The following is a 21,124-nucleotide window of genomic DNA, read 5'->3' as shown; positions in this document are numbered from 1 at the left end:
CCAAGTCCACTTGACCAACATATGCAGGCATGCGGCACAAACTTGCCTATTGTTGATCAAGAGTTGCACGGGCAGTTACGTTTAATCGCTTTGGCCGAGGTTATGGAGACATATAGCGCCCTTGATGCTCGACTTGCTCGAAGCGCCGCCCCGTTTGTTTCAGTACGTAGATGGAATTGCCCTCCGCACCAAACCACTCCAACCCCAGCGCATACCCGCTAGCTGCTTTGGCTGAGGCGATCACGCGGAATTGGCTGGCTTCAATAACGCCGCCGTCGTCGACCCGCCAAGTTGAATTTGAATCGTTATTGCCGGGCAGATCAAGCAGAATCGTCGTGTCAGGCGTGACCAGCACTATTCCTGCTAGCGGATTTTCGCCTTTGCGAGGCTCAAACTGGACGACGGCCACGACAGTGTCCTTGCCGATCGTTCCAATGCGTTCATGCTGGATGGCTTTTCGCTGCCGTATCTTTTCAATGCGCTTCACAGTTACTCCGGACAGCTTCTCGCCCTTGGCTGTTTTGTAAGGCAAGAACGTATAGCCCGACCATGCTTCGGTTGTAGAGATGATGCAGGACTGGTTATTGGCGGCTTTGCTGCCCCACATGGTGTAGAACAAAGCTCCGGCCTCATGGGTGAAGTTCGCTGCGGTCTGGCGCCCCGTTCCTTTGCCATCGCCTGCCTGATAGCCGGAATGTACAATCGCGAAAGGTTTGTTTGGCTCACAGATTGCGCGCATATACCGCTCCGCATCATCCGCCTTCGTTAGGCCGAGGCTGAGCAGCATTGTTCCTTTGGTATTGGCGTAAGCGATGTCTAGATTGTTCTCCTTCAATAAGTCCTTCGCCGGCGCTGGTGCCGGGTTGCTGCTTGCTGCATCCACGCCACCTGGTGCGGACGATAACAACAGCAGTGCACAGAGCGCAGCCAGTCCTTGAGTCCGTAACTTCCCCTTCATGATCATTCCTCCCATTCCTTAGTTGAACTTAATAACGCTTGGACAAACCCGGAAGTTACGGTGCTGCAGCCCAGTTTCAGTTAAAGTTTTCCTAAAGCCCGCAATCGTACATGTGGGAAAGCCCTCTACATATGAACAATCATTCTAATTCCAAATTCGACCATTATTTTAATGTGATTTTGTCGAATGGCATTTGCATTAGAATTGTTAAAAAAGGTGGAAAAGGACGGTTTTATAGAGGATTTCGCTTCTTCCTGTCGAAATAGTTGTGCTGACTACTTACAGGATGTGATAACGTGATTGAAATGCAGGATATATGGAAGACGTATGCAGACGGCACGCACGCGCTTCGCGGCGTATCGGTTCAAATAGACCGCAATGACTTTGTATACCTCGTCGGCCCGTCCGGCGCAGGCAAATCTACGTTTATGAAGCTGATCTATCGGGAGGAAGTTCCGACCAAAGGGCAAATCTCGGTGAATGGCTTTAATATCGGCAAGCTGAAGCCTCGCAAAATCCCGTATGTGCGTCGTAACATCGGCGTTATTTTTCAAGATTTCAGGCTGCTTCCCAAAATGACTGTCTTCGAGAACATCGCCTTCGCGATGGAGGTAATCGAGGCGCCCCGCCGCCATATGCGCAAGCGGACGATGGAAGTGATTGAGATGGTCGGGCTAAAAGGCAAACATAACAGCTTGCCGTCCCAGCTGTCAGGTGGCGAGCAGCAGCGTGTAGCGATTGCCCGTGCAATTATTAATAATCCTTCCGTCATCGTTGCGGATGAGCCGACGGGCAACTTGGACCCTGAAACCTCGTGGGGCATTATGAATCTGCTTGAAGAAATTAATTTTCGAGGTGCGACGATCATTATGGCCACGCATAACCGCGAGATCGTAAACTCGCTTCGCAAACGCGTCATCGCCATTGAGAACGGTACAATCGTGCGCGATGAAGCAAGAGGGGAGTACGGTTATGAAAATTAGGACCCTGTTAAGACATTTGCGGGAAGGGGTCAAGAACGTTGCGCGCAACGGCTGGATGTCGTTTGCTTCGGTCGCTTCGATTTTTATCTCGCTTTTCATCCTCGGCGTGTTTTTGCTGCTGTCCCTTAATGTTAGCCATTTTGCGGACCAAGTAGAAAGCCAGGTGCAAATTCGGGTGTTCTTGCAGCTCGAAACGGAGCAAGCAGCAATCGATAAGCTTAACAATGATATTGGCAACATGCCTGACGTGAAGAGCATCGTGTTCGTGTCCAAAGACCAGGGGCTTGAGAATCTTCGCAAGAGCTTAGGGGAAGACGGGAAGTACCTGCTAGAAGGGTTTGATAAGACGAATAATCCGCTGCCGGACTCCTTCACAGTTGAAGTGTTTGAGCCGCAGACGATTGCAACAGTCGCGAACCAGATTAAAGCGATCAACAATGCAAGCCAGGTGAAGCCCATTGCGAACGTCAAATACGGCCAAGGGACCGTTGAGAAAATATTTAAAATTACATCAGCGCTTCGAACCTTTGGTTTCATCGTCGTTATTGGTTTGGCTGTTACAGCAATGTTCCTCATATCCAATACGATCAAAATGACGATTATCCACCGCAGGCGCGAAATCGGCATCATGAAGCTGGTCGGTGCGACAAACGGATTTATCCGATGGCCATTTTTCATAGAAGGTGCCGTTATCGGATTTGGGGCCTCTGTTCTGACGCTAGGGGCGTTATTGTATGGCTATTGGAAAATTTCACAAAGCAGCCAATTCGATCTCGTGCTATCCATGATTACGCTAGTGAAATTCCATGATGTCGTGTTTTTGCTGACAGTCGTCATCGTAGGGCTTGGAACGCTGATCGGCGTTTGGGGCAGCACCATTTCAGTACGTAAGTATTTGAAAGTGTAGGTGAACGAGAACGTGAAGAGGCATGGAACGTGGAAGAAGACGATAGTGGCACTGACGGTACTGCTGATGGCTGCTACCGCTTGGCAAGCTGGTTCCCAAGCGCCGGAGATTGAGGCATCCTCTAAGGTGAGCGAGATTAATAAGCAATTGGCCAAAATCAGGCAGCAGGCAAGTGATGCGGCGAGCGCACGCAAGTCGGCAGAACAGCAGAGCAAGGAAGTGCTCGCGCTGAAGAATGAGGCAGCAACATCGGTACAAGAGCTTGAGAAACAGATGGATGATATCGGTCAACAAATGAATGGCGTGCAGCAGCAAATCAATCAGACTGAGGATGACCTGATGGCTACAGGCGAGCGGCTGGAAGCGGCAGAGGAACGCGTGAAGGATCGCGACCGGATGCTCCAATCGCGCATTCGGATTATGTACCAGAACGGCACGGTGTCCTATCTGGACGTTCTTATGAGCTCGACGAGCTTCACTGATTTTATCGACCGGTTCGATGCGCTTCAATCGATTGTGAACCAGGACAAGAACATTCTCGAGGAGCACAAGAAGGACAAGGCGCTCATCCAGAAGGCGAAAGCAGAGGTTGAGCAGAACCTCAAGGATGTAAAGGGAATGTATGAGAAGCTTGGCGCATACCAAAGCGTACTTGTTGTGAAAGAGAAGAACAAGGAAGCGATGATTGCGCAATACAAACAACAGATGGAAGAGCTTGAGGATATTAGCGAGGAGCAGGAGCAGCTGTTGATCGACCTCGCGAAGAAGACGGCTGATCTGGAGCGCAAGAAGCGCGAAGCGCAGAAGAAACAAACGGTGTTCTACACAGGAGGCAAGCTTGGCGTTCCGCTGAAGGATTCTTATCGCTTAAGCTCTGGCTTTGGCTATCGTATTCATCCGATTTATCATACGAAGAAGCTTCATGCGGGTCTTGATATGGCGGCTCCTGCGGGTACCAACATCTATGCGGCTGAATCGGGCGTTGTCATTACGGCAGGCTGGACAAGCGGTTATGGCAACACGGTTATCTTGGACCATGGCAACGGCTTGTGGACGCTATATGGCCATATTCGGACAGGCGGCATTAAGGTGAGAGTGGGCGAGAATGTGAAGCGGGGCGAGAAAATCGCCGAGGTCGGCTCGACCGGCAACTCCACAGGAAACCATCTGCACTTTGAGGTGCGCGTGAACGGCACGCCGAAGGACCCAACGGGTTATTTGAAATAATGCAATCATTGATTGATTATAGTAGTCTTGGAATGGAGTCACGCGAGTGGCTCCTTTCCTTATATCTGAGAATTTGCCAAATAAAACGGAAAGGCTTGTCATATACTACTAGTTGTGATGAAACGGGGCGTTCTTAAGGGATGGTTCCGAACAATGGAGATGGAAAGACAAGGTGGTGACGACATGCATTTCAAATTGCGTACCGTAGCGGTGTTTGTGGCTTTTACTATGGTGATATCCGTGCTTGGGACGTTAGTGGTGACGGAGAGCTGGGTTGCGAAACGGTTAAATGGCGTACCAGCTGGAGGCGAGCCGGCTGCTGATGAGGGGCTCAGTGGCAAGGAAGAAGCAAAGCTTGGTGCGGTGATGAACTTGATTGAAAACAAATATTACAAAGAAGTCGATCGCGAGGAGGTCGTCAACGGCGCCATTGCCGGCATGATGACATCGCTTGGCGACCCTTACTCCGTCTATATGGAGAAGGATACGGCGAAGCATTTCTCGGAATCGATTGACGGCTCGTTCTCGGGCATCGGTGCAGAAGTTACGCTTGAGAATGGCAAAGTAGTTGTAATCTCAGCGATAAAAGGGTCTCCGGCAGAACGTGCGGGCATGCAGCCGAAGGATGTCCTCCTCTCGGTCAACGGAGACAAGCTGGAGGGGCTGCAGCTAAATGATGCAGTGGCGAAGATTCGTGGGCCAAGAGGCACGAAAGCCAAGCTCGAAATCCAGCGTTCCGGCACGTTAAAGCCAATTCGGCTGGAGCTTGTCCGCGACGATATTGATGTAGAGACGGTGTATGCCTCGATGAAGAATGGCAACGTCGGCCTCATTGAAATTCGCCAGTTCTCGATGAATACAGGCGAACGTTTTGCACAAGAGCTGGAGAAGCTGGAGAGCCAAGGGATGAAGGGGCTCGTCATCGATGTACGCAATAACCCGGGCGGCGTGCTTCCCGTTGTACTCTCGGTCGTTGAGCCATTTGTTGCGAAGGGCAAAACGCTTGTTCAGGTAGAGGACCGGACCGGCAAACGGGAGAAGACGGTTTCCAAAGGAGAGGGCCGCACGTATCCGATTGCCGTACTTACGAACGAAGGCAGCGCAAGCGCATCGGAAATTCTCGCAGGCGCATTGCAAGAGTCGGCTGGAGCGGTGCTGGTGGGCACGAAGACGTTCGGCAAAGGGACGGTTCAGGTGAGCTATGACAAAACGCTCGGTGATGGCAGCATGGTCAAAATGACGATCGCCAAGTGGCTTACGCCGGGCGGTACGTGGGTGCATCAGAAAGGCATCTCGCCTACGATTGAAATTTCTCCGCCTGCCGTATACAAGGCAGCGCGCCTGTCTCGCTCTTCTGAGCTGCGCAAGGATCAGCTTGGTGACGATGTCCGCAGCTTACAGCTGATGCTGAAGGCGCTCGGCTACAAGGTGGACCGAAGCGACGGCTACTTCAGCGCGGCAACCGATCAAGCGGTTCGCCAGTTCCAGCAAGCTTCGAGCTTGCCGGTGGACGGGGTTGTGAATAACGCAACAGCGGACGCGATCGAGAAGGCAATTGTGGCGTGGATTCGCGACGCGAAGCATGATGTGCAGCTGAACAAGGCGCTGGACGTTGTTCAGCAGAAGCTGAATAAGGCAGCGAGCTAGCTAGTGTAAGGACAGCAAGCTGGTATGAAGGCGGCGGGCTAGTGTAAAGGCAGCAAGCTAGCGTGGCAGTAGTGGGCTAGTGCTGCTGCTGCATTTGGGGCAACGACAAAACGCCGGCATGCCGTTGGCTATAGAATTAGGGGGAGGGGCGCTCGCGTTGAGCGTCCCTTTTCGTTTGTTCATGATGAGGGGAAATGCCAAAATGCGGCTAATGGCTGCCGAACGGCATAGTGCAGGAATATCGTTACAAATGTCGAATTTAGTAAAGGTCGGCTCTGTCTATTTGTGCGGAGCGTTCTTTATTCGGTTGACAGAGTAAATCCACCCGGAGGAGATGATCGTTTGAATGCAGCGATGGAGTGGCTGCGATTAATTGGAGACGGTGTGCTTCATGCGCTTGCACAGCCGTTTTATTATATTGCCTTATTATTAATTGCCCTTATTTATATACGCGGGACGGCAATGGAACGCCGGTTGTTCCATGTTCGGTTGCATGCATGGCCGCTGCTGCTCGTTAGAACAATCGTAGCGGGCTTGGTAGCGGGAGTTATTTTATCTGGATTGTCTATCCTCATTGGTGCATCTTTAACGACGGAAGCGGCGCTATGGCTATGGGGGACGGCAGGCGTGCTTGCCCTTATCCGTGTTCGGTATTTATGCTTCGCTTATGCGGCAGGCGTGTTAGGATTGCTGCAATGGTTGAACCTGTTTATCCAATTGGAAGGCCGCAGCGATTGGCTAGGGGATATGGCTGCTTCGCTGGCGGCAATCGATATCCCGGCTGTTTTGCTGCTCGTAGCGCTGTTGCATGGTGCAGAGGCGCTTCTCGTTCGGCGGCAAGGTTCTAAATTTGCAACGCCGCTATTCATGGAAGGCAAGCGCGGCAAGCTGATTGGCGCTTACCGGATGCAAGGTTACTGGGCGGTGCCGTTGCTGTTGTTGGTGCCGACAAGTGAAGGTGGCGTACAACTGCCGTGGACACCGTTGTTGCCTTGGCTATCTGGTGATTCAGCAGGAACTGGGACTCTGGGCTGGTCATTTGCAGCGGTACCGATGGTGATCGGCTTCACAGAGTGGACGCGTTCGCAGTTGCCAGAGCATAAGGCACGCCATGCGGCAAAATCGCTATTGTGGTACAGCATCGCGGTTGTACTGCTTGCGCTTGCAGCTGCGTGGCTGCCTGCTTTATTGCCCGTGGCGGCGTTCGGAGCGCTTGTGCTCCATGAGTTGCTAATATGGCTAAGCAATCGGAAGGAAACCGAAGCGACGCCGATTTTTGTCCATGACGAGCGCGGCCTGATGGTGCTCGGCGTCGTTCCGGGAACGCCAGCTGCGCTGATGGGGCTGCAGAGTGGAGAGATGCTGCATAAAGTAAATGGCATGCGCGTTCGGACCAAGGAACAGCTGTATGATGCACTGCACCGAAATTCGGCATTTTGTAAGCTAGAGGTGCTGAATCGGGATGGGCAGCAGCGTTTCGTCCAACGGGCACGATACGCAGGGGAGCATCACCAGTTGGGCGTTATTCTGGCGCCAGATGACCATGCCGAATATTATGCAGAGCCATCACCAGGCTCGTTGTTTGAACTCTTCCTGCGTGGGCGTGCAGCGAACCGCCGTGAATCAGCGTACAGTGCTTCGCAGGCAGGGGCGGCGGCGATGGAGCAAGCGGCTGCCCTCGCGCTCCCGGCAGGATCAGGCGATTTGCCGAAGGGAACGGTTGATGAGGTGGCGGTTCTCCTGGCAGGGGAAGAGCCTGGCGAAGAAATCACAATATTGAAGGGCGAACAACTTGAGCCTCGCACGCCTTCCCGTCGCTCGCGCCATAAGTGACAGAGTTGACTGCGCTACATTTGTCCATATATAACTCGAAAACCTCCATACTCAAACGGATGCTGGAATGCCATAATGAACTCATTATGCGCATTCTTTTTTTATGTGGATTCACAATAGTGTGAGAGCATCACTACATTAGGATGAAATGGGGATACAGGCGTGACCATTCAATACGATGCTGCCAGACAGCTCTTCCATCTGCAATCTAGCTCTACAAGCTACGCATTCGAACTTATTGAGGGAAGATATCCTTCCCATTTATATTGGGGCCGCCGCATTCGCGGCAATCAGTTGCACACGCTGGCCAGCCGCCAAGAGAGAGCGTCGTTCTCGCCAAACCCATTGCCGGAGCGGCATGAAATTTCGTTCGACACGATGCCGCATGAGTATCCAAGCTATGGGAATTCGGATTATCGCACGCCAGCATTCGAAGTGCAGTATGCGAACGGCTCGACAGTAACAGATCTTCGTTATGAATCGCATGAAATCGTACAAGGAAAGCCGTCACTTGAAGGGCTGCCGGCCACTTATGCGGAGGCGGATTCGGAAGCGGATACGCTTCGCGTTACGCTACGGGACAGCCTGTCGGGTTTAGCTGTTATGCTGACGTATACAGTGTTCAATGAGCTGGACGCCATTACCCGCTCGGTATCGTTTCTTAACGAAGGGGTGGAGACAGTAACGTTGAAACGAGTTCTGTCGATGAGTGTTGATTTCCAGCACGACCGTTATGACATGCTTCATCTATCGGGTTCTTGGGCGCGTGAACGCGATGTGTTCCGCCGGTCCCTGCGTCCAGGCATGCAATCCATTGAAAGCCGCCGTGGCTCCAGCAGTCATATGCAAAATCCGTTCGTAGCGATGCTTGAACACGGAGCAACCGAAGACTATGGGGATGCATATGGCGTAAATTTCGTGTATTCCGGCAACTTTATTGGCGGCGTTGAAGTCGACCAGTTCCGAACAGCACGCCTATTCATGGGCATTAATCCATTCGATTTCGGCTGGAAACTGGAGGCGGGCGAAGTGTTTCAAGCGCCGGAGGCGGTGCTCGTCTACTCGCCAGACGGCCTTGGCGGCATGTCCCGCATTTATCATGAATTGTACCGCACGCGCTTGTGCCGTGGAACGTTCCGTGACTCGGTGCGCCCGGTGCTTGTGAATAACTGGGAAGCGACCTACTTCAACTTTGACGCAGACAAGCTGGAAGCGATCGCAGAGGTTGGCAGTGAACTAGGCATGGAGCTGTTCGTATTGGATGACGGCTGGTTCGGCCGACGCAACAGCGATAATAGCTCGCTTGGCGACTGGTTTGTGGATGAGCGTAAGCTTCCGGGCGGTTTGAAGGATGTAGTGAGCCGCGTTAATAAGCTAGGCATGCATTTCGGGCTTTGGTTTGAGCCGGAAATGATTTCGCCGGATAGCGAGCTATATCGCAACAATCCAGACTGGTGCCTGCATGTGCCGGGGCGTTACCGTACGCAGGGGCGGAATCAGCTTGTATTGGACCTTAGCCGTGAAGATGTACAGCAATATTTGATTGACACCGTATCTGATGTGCTGAGGAGCGCACCGATAACGTATGTCAAATGGGATATGAACCGCAACATGACGGAGATTGGTTCGGCGCTATTGCCAGCAGATCGCCAACGCGAGACGGCGCATCGTTATATGCTTGGCTTGTACAATGTGCTTGAGTCAATCACGTCTGCGTTCACGAACATTTTGTTCGAAAGCTGCTCTGGCGGCGGCGGGCGATTCGATCCCGGCATGCTTTATTACATGCCGCAAACGTGGACGAGCGACAACACCGACGCGGTTTCTCGCCTCCGTATCCAATACGGCACAAGCATTGTTTATCCGATTAGCGCGATGGGCGCGCATGTGTCGGAAGTGCCGAACCATCAGGTGGGGCGGATCACGTCACTGGAGACGCGTGGCCATGTCGCGATGTCCGGCAACTTTGGCTATGAGTTGGATTTGACCAAATTTACGGACGAAGAGAAGGGCATCGTGAGGGAGCAGATCATCATGTACAAAGCGCTTCGCGAACTCGTTCAATTCGGGGATTTCTATCGCTTGCTTAGCCCATTTGAAGGGAATCAGTCCTCATGGATGTCCGTCTCCAAAAACAAGCGCGAAGCTATGGCTGTTTATGTTCAAGTGCTTAATGAGCCGCACTCGCCATTCGGGCGAATCAAGCTCAAAGGATTAGACCCATCACTCAATTACCAGCTAGTTGGCACGGACCGTGTGTACGGAGGCGACGAGCTGATGTATGCAGGAATTGCGGTGCCGCTCTTCCATCACGACTTTGCGAGCATTTTGCTGCAATTCGTTGCTGAATAAGGAGTTGCTGCAGCCTGTGTGATCGATTGTGGGCATATGCAGGTTGATAAGGTTGAATGGAAATGCCGAGAGGGCAACGCAAGGCTGCTCTCCGGCATTTTTTTGTGCTTGGATTATTGAGAGATTGGGTTGTAGGCAATTCCATCAATCATGAGCAGGCAATCGGAATCGATGAATGCGGTTGTGGTCGTCATTCTCGCAGGAAAACGATCTGTTTCGAAATAATCGCAAAAAACCTTTTCCATTTCAGGCAAGTCGGCTATGTGTTTCAGGTATACATTTACCTTTACGACATGCTCCAGCGATATATTGCATTGCGAAAGCGTCTTTTTAAGATGCTCGAAAGTATCGTGAATTTGTTGAGTAAACGTCTCGCCGAATCCGCGGTGCAACCCTAAAAATACATTCTCTCCTGCCACAACAGCTGATGAATAACTATAGGGTGTAGGGATGTGTTTGATCATCGTCAATTGGCTCCTTGTAAAATAATTGACTTTCGAGGAGATTATAGAACAAGTGTTCGATAAATGCAATATTTATTCAGAATAAAGAAATTTAACATGTTAATAAATATATGGTTTCATAATTTGGCTGAACAACAAGCTGTTGCTTATCGGTTCTAAAGGCTGGAAATGAAAAGGAGACCAGTTAGTCGATACTTATATAAAATTCTTTTCCTTACTGAGAAATTTAATTAAATGTATCAATCATGATTATCATATTCCTTTATTTCAAGCTCGTAATAAAATAATATTTGCATTTTAATAAGATTAATATTTGATTAATTATATAAAAATGACTTTAGGAATCTCTTCTGAGTTTTAATAGTCCAACAAGAATTATTTTGAGCGTGATAAAGCATATTGAGGAGTTAATTGGTATTTTAGTTGTGGAAACGAAATGTGTCATTGACAATTTTATGTAATGTCGTAATAATAAGACTATGATTTAGAAGGAGAGGCGAGAAAATGAGTTCTTTACAAGAAGCATATGATAATCTGGCCCAAATTCACAATAATTCATATTTAGGTCGCGGCATTGTCATTGGTATGGATGAGCGGGGGGAACGGTTTGTACAGGTATACTGGATTATGGGGCGCAGCGAGAACAGTAGAAATCGTCAGTTTATTAAAGAAAACGATTTCATTAAAACTGAAGCACTTGACCCAGCTAAGTTAATTGATCCGTCACTTATCATTTATTATCCGTTGAAATCAGTCAATGGTAATCATATTGTTTCGAACGGTGACCAGACGGATACAGTGTATGACATAATCTCCGCGGGAGGCACCCTTGAAGAGGCGCTGCTTACGCGTGAATTTGAACCCGATGCGCCGAATTATACGCCTAGAATAACGGGATTAGTGAACAGGAATAATGGGAGTTATGCGTATCAACTTTCTATTTTAAAACGCATCAATGAGGATGGTTGTGGAAGGTTTTATTATAATTACCAGAAGGCTACACCGGGAATAGGGCACTGCATACATACTTACTTAGGGGACGGAACACCCTTGCCTTCATTTATAGGGGAGCCATTCAAGGTTGCTCTGAATGGGGAAATTGATAATATTGCGGATCAATATTGGAATCTGCTCGATCCCGATAATAGAATTTCGTTGTTGGTCAAAACAATTGACATTGCGACAGAGGATGTACAAATCGTTATAAGAAATAAAAATACACAGTAAATAGTAATGTTGACAATATATTTCATGTTAGTTTATACTATTATTGGAAAACAAATCAAATAACCTTTTCCTATAAGCTTTGGCGGGCACAAGGAAAAGGTTACCGGTTAGAGCGGGATTTCTTTGTCACGACAAAGAAGTTATCTTTGTCATGCCCATTTTAGATCACAGCTCTTGATTTATTATAATAAATCAAGAGCTGTATTTCAACACTAATTTGCCAGTATTACTATATTAATTTATTGAAAGGAAATTTATATGAATATAAATTTGGAACAAACACTGAAGTTGATTTTTAGCACGACATTGAAGTTAAACTTGTCTGAATTTCCCATTAATGTTGACGTTTTTCATGAACTGGGTGCCGATTCTTTGGATATGCTGTCGTTAGCTTTCGAGTTAGAACAAAAATTCGATATTACAATCGATGATGAAGATATGGAGAAATTGCGGACAATAGAGGGGGCAATATCACTTTTATTGGCTAACAATGTTCATGTATAGGGAGCAGAAAGTGAGCAAATCAGTTAGTAATAGAGTAGTAATCACAGGAATTGGTGCATCCACTGCGCTGGGTTCTGGTATTGAACAATTATGGTGCGGGCTGCGTGCTGGAGAACAACCATTTGGAGAACCCACTCGTTTTAGTGCCGACAGATATAGGGCGCGTAAGGGAGCTTTCTCACGAATGGACACGGTAAAGGGTTCTTATTTAAGGAATGCTGACCCGGCTGTGAGATTAGCTCTTGATGCAACTAGTCAAGCTCTGAAAGATGCCCGATTGAACAAAGAGCAGCTATCAGGTGTGGGTCTAGTTCTTTCAACAACGAGTGCTGGATGGGTTACTGGTGAGCAGCTTTATAAAATTGAGGGAAGTCGGGATTCAATAAATCTTTCAAATAAACGTTTGATGCTAAGTTCGCAAGCTTACTATGCTGGTGCGGCAAGAGCCGTGGCTGCTAGATTTGGGCTTCATGGCATTGTGGTGACTATGTCTGCGGCGTGTGCCTCTGGAACCATGAGCATAGGATATGCAGCTGAACTGATTCGAGACGGGGTTGCCGAACGAATACTGGCGGGCGGGACTGATTCCATTGCTGAGGTGCCATTCGCTATTTTTAACTCGTTACGAATTGTATCTAACGACTTATGCAGGCCATTCGATGTTAATCGGAACGGTATGATGCTCGGTGAAGGCGCAGGTATTCTAGTTTTGGAATCATTGGATAGCGCACAGAAGCGAAACGCAACCATATATGCAGAGGTGCTTGGCTGCGGTGTGTCATGTGATGCATTTCATATGACAAGAGCGAAGAGTGAGGGACTAGTACGAGCGATGACTACTGCGATTTCCCAATCTGGAATAGAGAGAGAGCAGATTGAATACGTGAATTGCCATGGAACTGGGACTGTTGCAAATGATTTGAAAGAAATGGAATCTTTATCTATTTTCTTTGGAAAACATGCTAACTGCGTTGCGGTCAATGGCGTCAAGTCTGTTACGGGGCATTTGCAAGGCACGGCAGGTAGCCTAGAGGCCATAGTAACTGCACTTAGTTTATACAAGCAACAGCTTACTCCAACAGCTAATCTCAGTGAGCCGGAACGGGCATTTCCTTTTCGATTTATCAAGGACTCATCTGAAGACATTCCTTTAACCTATGCGATGTCAAACTCGCTAGGCTTTGGTGGGGTAAATGCATCATTGCTGCTGGCAACAACGTTAGCTGATGATACGAAATCATCCGTCCTAGAGAAGGGGCATTCCGTTAGTCGGGATAAAACAATGTATCCCTCTGTTGTGATTAAGGGATGGTCCACTTTAATTCCTGATGATAGTGCAACTAAACGATTCACTCGTCATGGGACGATAATTAATTTAATTAATGAAGAAACGCCTGATCCGACCTATGATCGTGTGGCGTCACTTGTGGTGAAAACAATTGGTGAAGCGATAAAGTACGCAAAGTTAGAGTTAGTTGGACTGGATAATGATCGCTTTGGTGTTGCGCTTGAGAGTTTCTATGGTTCACAAAGTACGGGGGAACGGTTGTTGTCTACTCTTTTGTCACATGGTCCTCGCGCCATAAATCCGAACGACGCGACAAAGAATACATTTAATGCACCGTCAACGTTTGCGGCTATAAAGCATCAACTAAGAGGCATTAATTCCACATTTGCAATAGGAAGCCATTCAGGGGGGGATGCTATTCGCTACGCTTTTGATCAAATAAGGCGCGGCAATGCTGAGGGTATGGTTGTTGGTGGCTATGATGAGATATCCGAGTTTGCAGTTGAACAGCATCCGTTATATCGCAATGGAGAACAAGAACTTTCTGAGGCAGTCTCAATGTTGGTGTTGGTCGCCGAAAAAGAATATGAATTATCCGAAGAGTCGGTCATTGAAATTGTAGGCGTGGGTAGTTGCTTCGAACCGGTTGGGAGCTTCAATTCGTTTGAGACTGTTTTAAGAAAGTCGTTGCAATCGGCTTGTCAACAAGCTGGGATTCACCAGTTAGATGTATTGAGGTCAATATGTACGCATCCGAATGGTATGAGCTTATCCAAACAAATCGAGGGAGAAACGGCCGTGCTTGCCCAATTCGGTCTTGAACGCTCTAACATACCTATTTGGGATAGTTCTGAACGGTTGCGCGGACATACGTGGGGGGCTAGTGCTTCCTTGACATTAATTGAGGCTTCTGAAAGGCTCCGAGCTGGAGGTTCTGACGAAAGGCTTGTTTGGTGTTATTCAGCATCGAACCGAGGTGCTGTGAATAGTTTTTTACTTCGTCACTCATTACGAGGTGTTCGATGACAAAAGTAGACGACAGGAATTTAATTTCAATAGTAGCGTTTTACGATAGGTTAAAACTGCATGCCGAGGCAACTCCTAATCGGTCTGCAATAATTGAAAAGGATACTGTTACTTCCTATTCTGAATTATTGTTATTAGTCGAAAACATTCAACGTGAAATGAGAGGAGTTGGAGTAAATCAAGGGAAGAGAATCCTGATTTATTGCCGGGAAGCGCGATATTTTATAGCGGCTATGATAGCGGCAATGGAAACTGGCGCCCTAGTGCTACCTGCGGCAGTTGACTTAAAACCATTTGAACGAAGAAAGCTTATTGATCTTTTTGGACCACATTATGTATGCACGGATTTGAATGAATCATATTTTGTGGAATGGGACAAAAAAATTCATTTTTTAACGATTTCTGGGCAAATGGTAACAAAACCTATTGTTCATAATGTCTCAGAAAACACCAACATTCCAATTCAATTTCCGGAAACGTTCTCCCTTATTCATTTGACTTCTGGTTCTTCGGGAACGCCAAAAGCAATTGCTCGAGCGATTGGCAATTTAGTAGATGAGGCGCAATCGGTGGCGCTTCGTACTGATATGGGACCGGCAGATAATGTGCTGTGCACAAGTCCACTTCATCATAGTTATGCATGTGCGTTTTGGAGGGCGGCGATTTACACCGGGGCATTAATTATCGTATCTAAGGGATTTAGTCCTAAACAGTTCGTAGATATATGTTCAGAATATAAAACTACAATTGCAATTGGAGTACCTTACTTGTATATGGGCATCAGTAGGTCAGAGAATGCCGAACAACAGTTGAAGAGTTTGCGTTTAGCATATGCTGGCGGTGTGAAACTGACGGAAGAAACGGCACATGCATTTCACAAGAGTACTAACGTGCACTTGTTGCAAGAGTATGGTTTATCCGAGGGTGGTGTTGTGTCATTAAATGATAATCCACTCAAACCTGAGTCGGCGGGTAAACCGTTACCAGGTGTCAAGATTTCAATAGTTGATGAAACGGGTGCTATATTGCCACGTGGCCAAATAGGTGAAGTTTATATTGCGCGGGCATACGCTCCTTCAGGGTATTGGAGCCTTGCCGAGGAGCTGGCGTGTGTGCTTGCAACTCCTTTTGGTGTTCCGACAGGGGACCTGGGTTGGCTTGATGAAGAAGGGTATCTATATTTAGCGCAGCGCAAGAAGTGGATTATAAACGTTGCGGGGAATAAAGTGGATCCATCTGAAGTAGAAGATGTTCTAATGCAAAGTGGTTGGCTAGAAGAATGTCTTGTGTTGCCTAAGAAGGATGATGGAAGAAATGAAGTTGTACAAGCTTTTGTTGTAACGCGAAAAAGTGAAATCATTTCAGAAGATGACCTTATTAAATATTGCCGACAGCATCTTGTTGCATATAAAATACCGAAACTTATTAATTTTATAAATAAGCTGCAACGTACTGAATCGGGCAAAATTATGCGATCTTATTATCTTTCGGAGATGAATTGAGGGGGAATTGTTTTGTTGGCCGAGGCATATCAAAAAGCTAGTGTAATGCGAACTGGAGAATATCTTACTACGATAAATGAAATGACGGATCAAATTCCAGCATTGAGACCGCAGTTGTTGTGGCATGCTGCACATGAGTTGATAAAGGTTGGTGAATGGAGCGGGAACAAAATATTAACCGAGGAAGACAAAGGAGTTGCTTTAAGTACGGCAGTTTCATTAATACGTGGGCTTCCTTTGGCAATCGCTCGTTGGTATCCGTATCATTTGCCAACAGAGGTCAATGTTCCTATTGCGTGTGAATATTATAAAGGTAATTTGTATGTTAATGGAATTGAGCCTGGAGATCGAGTGATTATTGTAGATGATACGATTAGTACAGGCGGTACATTGCTGTCCTTAATAAATGCTGTGCGTCAGCGGGGAGCCGAAATTGCTGAAATTCTTGTTTTGGTAGAAAAGGCTGAGAACCAAGGGGTGGAGTTTATAAAGAGAAAAACTGGCGTTGATGTGAAAACCGTTCTTAAAATTAAAGTTGAAGAGAGCGGCGTAACAGTTCTCGGCAATTAATATGAATACGGAAACTTGCCGCAGTTATTTGGGGGAATGAAGATGGATTCTATTTTGCATGAAGCTGAACTGCTAGACATCGTGCGTCTAGCAGTTCAGCGCGGTCCGTTTACGATGAAAGATGGTACGCCGACTTCGTTTTTTGTTAATGGACGTGTGATTACAAGCAACCCATTAGCGCTAACAGCAGTGGCCAGACGGATGATAGAGCATATTGAAGAGGATGGTGCTCATGCTGTTGCGGGTGAAGATACAGGGGCTACTTCTATTATTAGTGCTCTGCTTGTACTGGCTCAGCTGGAACGAAAACCATTACACGGGGTCTATATTCGCAAAGCAAGTAAAGCTCACGGAATTAATGGGCTAGTTGATACGTCAATTCAGGCAGGAAAGCGTTACGTCTTGGTAGACGATGTATCTTCCAGCGGAGATACACTGATTCGGTGTCTATCGTTAATCAAGGAGAAGGGTGCCGCCGTGGAATTAGCAATTACGGTAGTTGATCGAGAGCGTGGTGCAAAAGAGAAGCTTCGTAGAGCTGGTGTTAATTTAATCAGCTTGTACCAAATAAATGACTTATTGTTATCGGAATAATTAGAGAAGGAAGTGGTGAGAAGATGTCGATGCAACCTCATCAAAGTCCCGGTAAACTGATCGCGATGTGTGGCGTAGATGGCAGCGGTAAATCGACAATGATTGAGCTGCTGTATAAAGAGCTGTTAACTCGATATCCGTCGGAACAGCTTGTATTTACGAAACAGCCGCGTGACATCGTTAGGGAGATGGATATTTTTAAAAAGATGATGTACACGCCTAATCCAAATGTTGATTACAGAGCTGTATTGTTGCTAACTTTATCAGAGAGAATGCAGCACGCGCACGAAGAAATTATCCCTGCCCTTCGGGAAGGGAAGATTGTAGTAAGTGACCGTTATGTATATACTTCCATTGCGAATATGCGTGCAAGGGGTTACTTGAACGAAACATGGTTTTTTGATGTCATGAAGTATCTGCCAAAACCTGATCTTGTATTTTTAGCAAATGTTTCTGCTGATCTTTCGATCTCTCGTGTTAAAGAAAGAGAGTCAGAGAAAGATTGTTACTTGAATGAGAATCTTCATCGCGATGTCACTGAACAATTTTGCAAATTAGTCGATGAAATGGGAATTATTTCGATTGATACTACAAGAAGTCCAATGAAAGCTTTTGAAGATATCAAAGTGGCAGTTGACGGTCTGTTGAATGGCACAGGGGGGGCGTGAAATGAGCTGGAACTCATTTGTGAATGAGCTGGAGCGCAACGTTGATTGGAATGATAAAAGCTATCGTGATAGTCGGGCTGTCGAACAAATTTTGTATGAGTTTGGACGTCAACCGGAGATAATTCGGGAACGGTGTGAAACTATCCTGCTTAATAACGAGTTACTAGAAGAGTACGAGCCGCATATGAATTATCCACGCATTACAATGGATAAATTCATGCTTTATATGCATCCAGAAGATTTGTTCCGAATTCGAATTCATCGATTTAAGCATAAAAAATTGAATGGGGAAACGACGGCTAAAGTGCACAGCCATAAATGGCTCTACTCCACGCTCATTCTAAAAGGGGCGTATCGTGATAAGTCTTATCGGATCCTAAATGTAAATGAGCAAGAGAAGAAGGCTGAGCTGTCATTAGTAGGTGATAGGGTTTTATCGGAAGGTGACACGTATTCTGGTATGCTTGATATAGCTCATCAGACCATAAATGAAAGTGTCGATGAGCACTGCTTAACGTTGTTCATCCGAGGAAAAGCGATGTTCCCGAACGCGCGGATCTATCAACCCGAGAGTGGAACTTTCTATCCAACGTACGGAGCAAGACAACAACTTCGTGTTGGATTAGAGCATATTAGTCGACTGCAGGTAGATTTTCATTAAACAGGATGAGTGACAGTTGAAAAGTAATGAAGTATGCGGCGATCGCTCTCTAAATAGACTGGAGAGCAGTCGCCTAATTTGTTTCGATTTGGAGGAATATGAAAATGTCGATTATTGAAGTGACGTCCCTCACGAAAGAGTACAAACAATATAAACGGTATTCAGGATTTTTTGGGGCGTTCAAAAGCTTAGTTACTACGGAACATACAATTAAACGGGCAGTTCAAGATATTTCTTTCAAACTGGATGTAGGTGAAGCTATTGGATATTTGGGACCAAATGGAGCGGGGAAATCTACTATGATAAAAATGCTTACTGGGATACTCGTTCCAACCTCAGGAGAACTGCGAGTATGCGGGCAAGTGCCTTATATGAATAGAAAAGAAATTGCAAGGAGAATGGGGGTGGTATTCGGACAGCGAAGTCAGTTGTGGTGGGATCTTCCTGTTAAAGATTCTTTTGATTTGAGCAAGGATATTTATAAAATACCAAAACACAAGTATGGGGCTAATTTGGAATTTTGTAAGGAGCTTTTGGATATGGGGGAGTTTCTGGATAGGCCCGTTCGTCAGCTAAGCCTGGGACAGCGTATGAGAGCTGAGGTTGCAATAGCATTATTGCATGAACCTGATATCTTATTTCTGGATGAGCCGACGATCGGACTCGATGTATTGGCCAAGGATCGAATACGTACGTTCCTAAGGACAGTGAACAGAGAGAAAAAAACATCTATTTTATTGACGACGCATGATCTGCAGGATATTGAGGAAATATGTCAGCGCATGCTTATTGTTAATGAAGGCAAAGTTATTTTTGATGGACAGGTTCAAGAACTTAAGGAGAAACTCGGAAATGAGAAGACTGTCACATTAAAGTTCGCGAAGGATCCGGGACCGCTTTCTTTACAGGGTGGAACTCTTTTGTTGGACGATGGCAAAGTGAAAAAGTTTATGGTACCTAGAAAACAAGCGTCATCTTTACAATTATTCACGGAACTTACAGCTAAATATGAAATTGAAGATATTTCGATCGTAGAGCCTGACATTGAGCAGGTTATTCGTATCCTATACGCTAGCTTAAAAGAATCATCTGTTATTAATAATTCCGCAGGAGAAATATTGTAATGGTGTATTTATCCGTTGCGTTAAAATCATTTTCTCGAAACTTGGCATATCGCTCAGAGGTGTGGTTGAGGGTGGTTGGGAACCTGGTGACTATATTTATTCAAATATCAATCTGGAAAGCGCTACTTTCATCCTCTGCGGTAGATGGTACCGGTACTAGTCTCCAGGATATGGTCACGTATTCTATTGTGAGCACATTGGTGGTTAGTGTGTTGATGACTCAGGTGTTCCGAGAAGTTGACAACAAAATTAATGATGGAAATATTGCAGTCGATTTGCTAAAGCCTATCTATTTCCCTCTAATATTATTTTCTCAACAACTTGGCAATGTTCTATTTAATTTAATTTTCACAGTAATGCCGAGTTTAATTATTGCATGGATGTTGTTTGATATCCGGTTCCCAGATGACCCGAAATATTGGTTAATGTTTGCATTCAGTATTTTATTAGCTTTGGGTATTTCATTTTTATTGGGTTATCTGATTGGTTTAGTCGCATTTTGGTTTTTAACCACATTTGCTGTGGAATGGACAGTAATGGCGTTAGTGCTTGTATTTTCGGGTTCCTTTTTACCTCTGTGGTTCTTTTCGGGAGTTTGGCGCACAATGGCGGAAAATTTGCCCTTTCAATATCTAGGATATGTACCATCCGCTATATTTGCGGAAAAATTGGAATTGGAAAAAGCGTTGTATTGTCTAGGTCTGGGTTCTTTGTGGACAATAGGATTGCTGTTTCTTGTGTGGGTCTTATGGACAAAGGCAATTAAGAATCTAACGGTTCAAGGTGGGTAGTTTATGACAGTGGAGCTCTTCTTCAAATTTGTGCGGTTGAAAATGAAAACCCGTCTGGAATATAGAGGGGCATTTCTCATGGGGGTAGTAGGCCAAATCATTGGCTATGGAGCGAATTATTTGATTTTGTTCTTGCTCTTGCAAAGGTTTGAGTCAATACAGGGGTGGGAATGGCCAGATTTGGCGCTCATTTACAGCGTTAATGTGTTTACATATGCAATTGGAGCATCTTTTGTGTTTAGTCCAATGGTCGAGATGGATTCTCTAATTACATCTGGGAAGTTTGATAACTACTTAACCAAGCCTTTAAATCCATTTTCGTTTCTTGTTGCACAGAACTTCAATGTCGGATATATTGCGCATATTTTAATTTCTGGATCCGTCATGGTGTGGTCAGTTACACAAGTTGATTTAGTGTGGAGTTGGGGTAGGGCCATCTATTTTATATGTATCATCATTAGTAGTTCGTTGCTTCAAGCATCATTTTTGGTTTTAATCGGCGTATGGGGATTTGTTTTTGTACGATCGCAATATTTATTAGGGCTTTATTTCAAATTAAAAGAATTTATCTCGTATCCTATTTCCTTATATAACATAGTAATGCAAGTTATTTTAACAGTGGTAATACCATTGGGCTTCATTAATTATTATCCTGGCTTATTTCTGCTATCGCGAGATGTTGGCACTGTTCAATTATGCCTTGGGATGCTCGCTCCTGTTGTAGGGCCATTGTTTTTTTTATTTACGTTGTGGATTTGGAATAAAGGTTTGAAGAAATATGAAGGCGCTGGTGGATAG

20 protein-coding genes are annotated in these 21,124 nt (G+C 46.3%); 18 read left to right on the top strand and 2 right to left on the bottom strand.

The features are described from left to right. Window positions 1–100 precede the first annotated feature (100 nt). Entirely contained in the window at window positions 101–958 is an 858-nt protein-coding gene (locus tag GON22_RS21000) for a hypothetical protein (RefSeq protein WP_160398076.1), read from the bottom strand. A 296-nt stretch (window positions 959–1,254) separates the two neighbouring features. Here GON22_RS21000 and ftsE point away from each other — a divergent pair, with 296 nt between their 5' ends. The 7 genes from ftsE (at window position 1,255) to GON22_RS20965 (ending at window position 9,907) form a co-directional block, all read left to right on the top strand. Then, a complete protein-coding gene (gene ftsE, locus GON22_RS20995) occupies window positions 1,255–1,941 on the top strand; it encodes a cell division ATP-binding protein FtsE (RefSeq protein WP_160398075.1) in 687 nt (228 codons plus the stop codon). After that, on the top strand, window positions 1,931–2,848 hold the full coding sequence (gene ftsX, locus GON22_RS20990) for a permease-like cell division protein FtsX (protein ID WP_160398074.1): 918 nt from the start codon (window positions 1,931–1,933) through the stop codon (window positions 2,846–2,848). Before ftsE ends, ftsX begins: the two co-directional genes overlap by 11 nt. Window positions 2,849–2,860: 12 nt before the next feature. Next, on the top strand, window positions 2,861–4,075 hold the full coding sequence (locus tag GON22_RS20985) for a peptidoglycan DD-metalloendopeptidase family protein (protein WP_160398073.1): 1,215 nt from the start codon (window positions 2,861–2,863) through the stop codon (window positions 4,073–4,075). A 183-nt stretch (window positions 4,076–4,258) separates the two neighbouring features. Continuing rightward, window positions 4,259–5,722 (top strand): S41 family peptidase, encoded by a 1,464-nt coding sequence (locus GON22_RS20980; protein ID WP_160398072.1) that lies wholly within the window; start codon window positions 4,259–4,261, stop codon window positions 5,720–5,722. A gap of 157 nt (window positions 5,723–5,879) precedes the next feature. Further along, window positions 5,880–6,041 (top strand): hypothetical protein, encoded by a 162-nt coding sequence (locus GON22_RS20975; protein WP_160398071.1) that lies wholly within the window; start codon window positions 5,880–5,882, stop codon window positions 6,039–6,041. A 23-nt stretch (window positions 6,042–6,064) separates the two neighbouring features. After that, window positions 6,065–7,555, top strand: a complete 1,491-nt coding sequence (locus GON22_RS20970; protein WP_160398070.1) for a PDZ domain-containing protein — start codon at window positions 6,065–6,067, stop codon at window positions 7,553–7,555. A gap of 162 nt (window positions 7,556–7,717) precedes the next feature. After that, window positions 7,718–9,907 (top strand): alpha-galactosidase, encoded by a 2,190-nt coding sequence (locus GON22_RS20965; RefSeq protein WP_160398069.1) that lies wholly within the window; start codon window positions 7,718–7,720, stop codon window positions 9,905–9,907. Window positions 9,908–10,020: 113 nt separating this feature from the next. Here the strand turns inward: GON22_RS20965 and GON22_RS20960 are convergent, their stop codons facing one another. Next, window positions 10,021–10,371 (bottom strand): RidA family protein, encoded by a 351-nt coding sequence (locus tag GON22_RS20960; RefSeq protein ID WP_160398068.1) that lies wholly within the window; start codon window positions 10,369–10,371, stop codon window positions 10,021–10,023. A 504-nt stretch (window positions 10,372–10,875) separates the two neighbouring features. Here GON22_RS20960 and GON22_RS20955 point away from each other — a divergent pair. From GON22_RS20955 to GON22_RS20905, 11 genes are all read left to right on the top strand, one after another. Then, window positions 10,876–11,598, top strand: coding sequence for an IMP cyclohydrolase (locus GON22_RS20955; protein ID WP_160398067.1), 723 nt, complete (start codon window positions 10,876–10,878; stop codon window positions 11,596–11,598). 258 nt (window positions 11,599–11,856) lie between these two features. Beyond that, the gene (locus GON22_RS20950; protein ID WP_160398066.1) at window positions 11,857–12,102 is read left to right on the top strand and encodes an acyl carrier protein; all 246 of its coding nucleotides are present in this window, start codon (window positions 11,857–11,859) and stop codon (window positions 12,100–12,102) included. Beyond that, a complete protein-coding gene (locus tag GON22_RS20945; RefSeq protein WP_336604345.1) occupies window positions 12,089–14,416 on the top strand; it encodes a beta-ketoacyl-[acyl-carrier-protein] synthase family protein in 2,328 nt (775 codons plus the stop codon). The genes GON22_RS20950 and GON22_RS20945 overlap by 14 nt, the downstream gene beginning before the upstream one ends. After that, window positions 14,413–15,918, top strand: a complete 1,506-nt coding sequence (locus GON22_RS20940; protein ID WP_160398064.1) for a class I adenylate-forming enzyme family protein — start codon at window positions 14,413–14,415, stop codon at window positions 15,916–15,918. The genes GON22_RS20945 and GON22_RS20940 overlap by 4 nt, the downstream gene beginning before the upstream one ends. Before the next feature lie 12 nt (window positions 15,919–15,930). Beyond that, window positions 15,931–16,488 (top strand): adenine phosphoribosyltransferase, encoded by a 558-nt coding sequence (locus tag GON22_RS20935; protein ID WP_202113385.1) that lies wholly within the window; start codon window positions 15,931–15,933, stop codon window positions 16,486–16,488. A 42-nt stretch (window positions 16,489–16,530) separates the two neighbouring features. Next, entirely contained in the window at window positions 16,531–17,082 is a 552-nt protein-coding gene (locus GON22_RS20930) for an orotate phosphoribosyltransferase (protein ID WP_160398063.1), read from the top strand. A 23-nt stretch (window positions 17,083–17,105) separates the two neighbouring features. Beyond that, the gene (tmk, locus tag GON22_RS20925) at window positions 17,106–17,750 is read left to right on the top strand and encodes a dTMP kinase (RefSeq protein ID WP_160398062.1); all 645 of its coding nucleotides are present in this window, start codon (window positions 17,106–17,108) and stop codon (window positions 17,748–17,750) included. Between the two features lies 1 nt (window position 17,751). Continuing rightward, on the top strand, window positions 17,752–18,411 hold the full coding sequence (locus tag GON22_RS20920; protein WP_160398061.1) for a hypothetical protein: 660 nt from the start codon (window positions 17,752–17,754) through the stop codon (window positions 18,409–18,411). Between the two features lie 104 nt (window positions 18,412–18,515). Further along, entirely contained in the window at window positions 18,516–19,535 is a 1,020-nt protein-coding gene (locus GON22_RS20915) for an ABC transporter ATP-binding protein (RefSeq protein WP_160398060.1), read from the top strand. Then, on the top strand, window positions 19,535–20,326 hold the full coding sequence (locus GON22_RS20910) for an ABC transporter permease (protein WP_160398059.1): 792 nt from the start codon (window positions 19,535–19,537) through the stop codon (window positions 20,324–20,326). Before GON22_RS20915 ends, GON22_RS20910 begins: the two co-directional genes overlap by 1 nt. A 3-nt stretch (window positions 20,327–20,329) precedes the next feature. Beyond that, window positions 20,330–21,124, top strand: a complete 795-nt coding sequence (locus tag GON22_RS20905) for an ABC transporter permease (RefSeq protein ID WP_160398058.1) — start codon at window positions 20,330–20,332, stop codon at window positions 21,122–21,124.

The organism is Paenibacillus sp. MMS18-CY102 (assembly GCF_009789195.1).
GTDB lineage: Bacteria > Bacillota > Bacilli > Paenibacillales > Paenibacillaceae > Paenibacillus_T.
The sequence above is the reverse complement of the archived record's forward strand: the minus strand, read 5'-3'. Positions and strand labels throughout refer to the sequence as shown.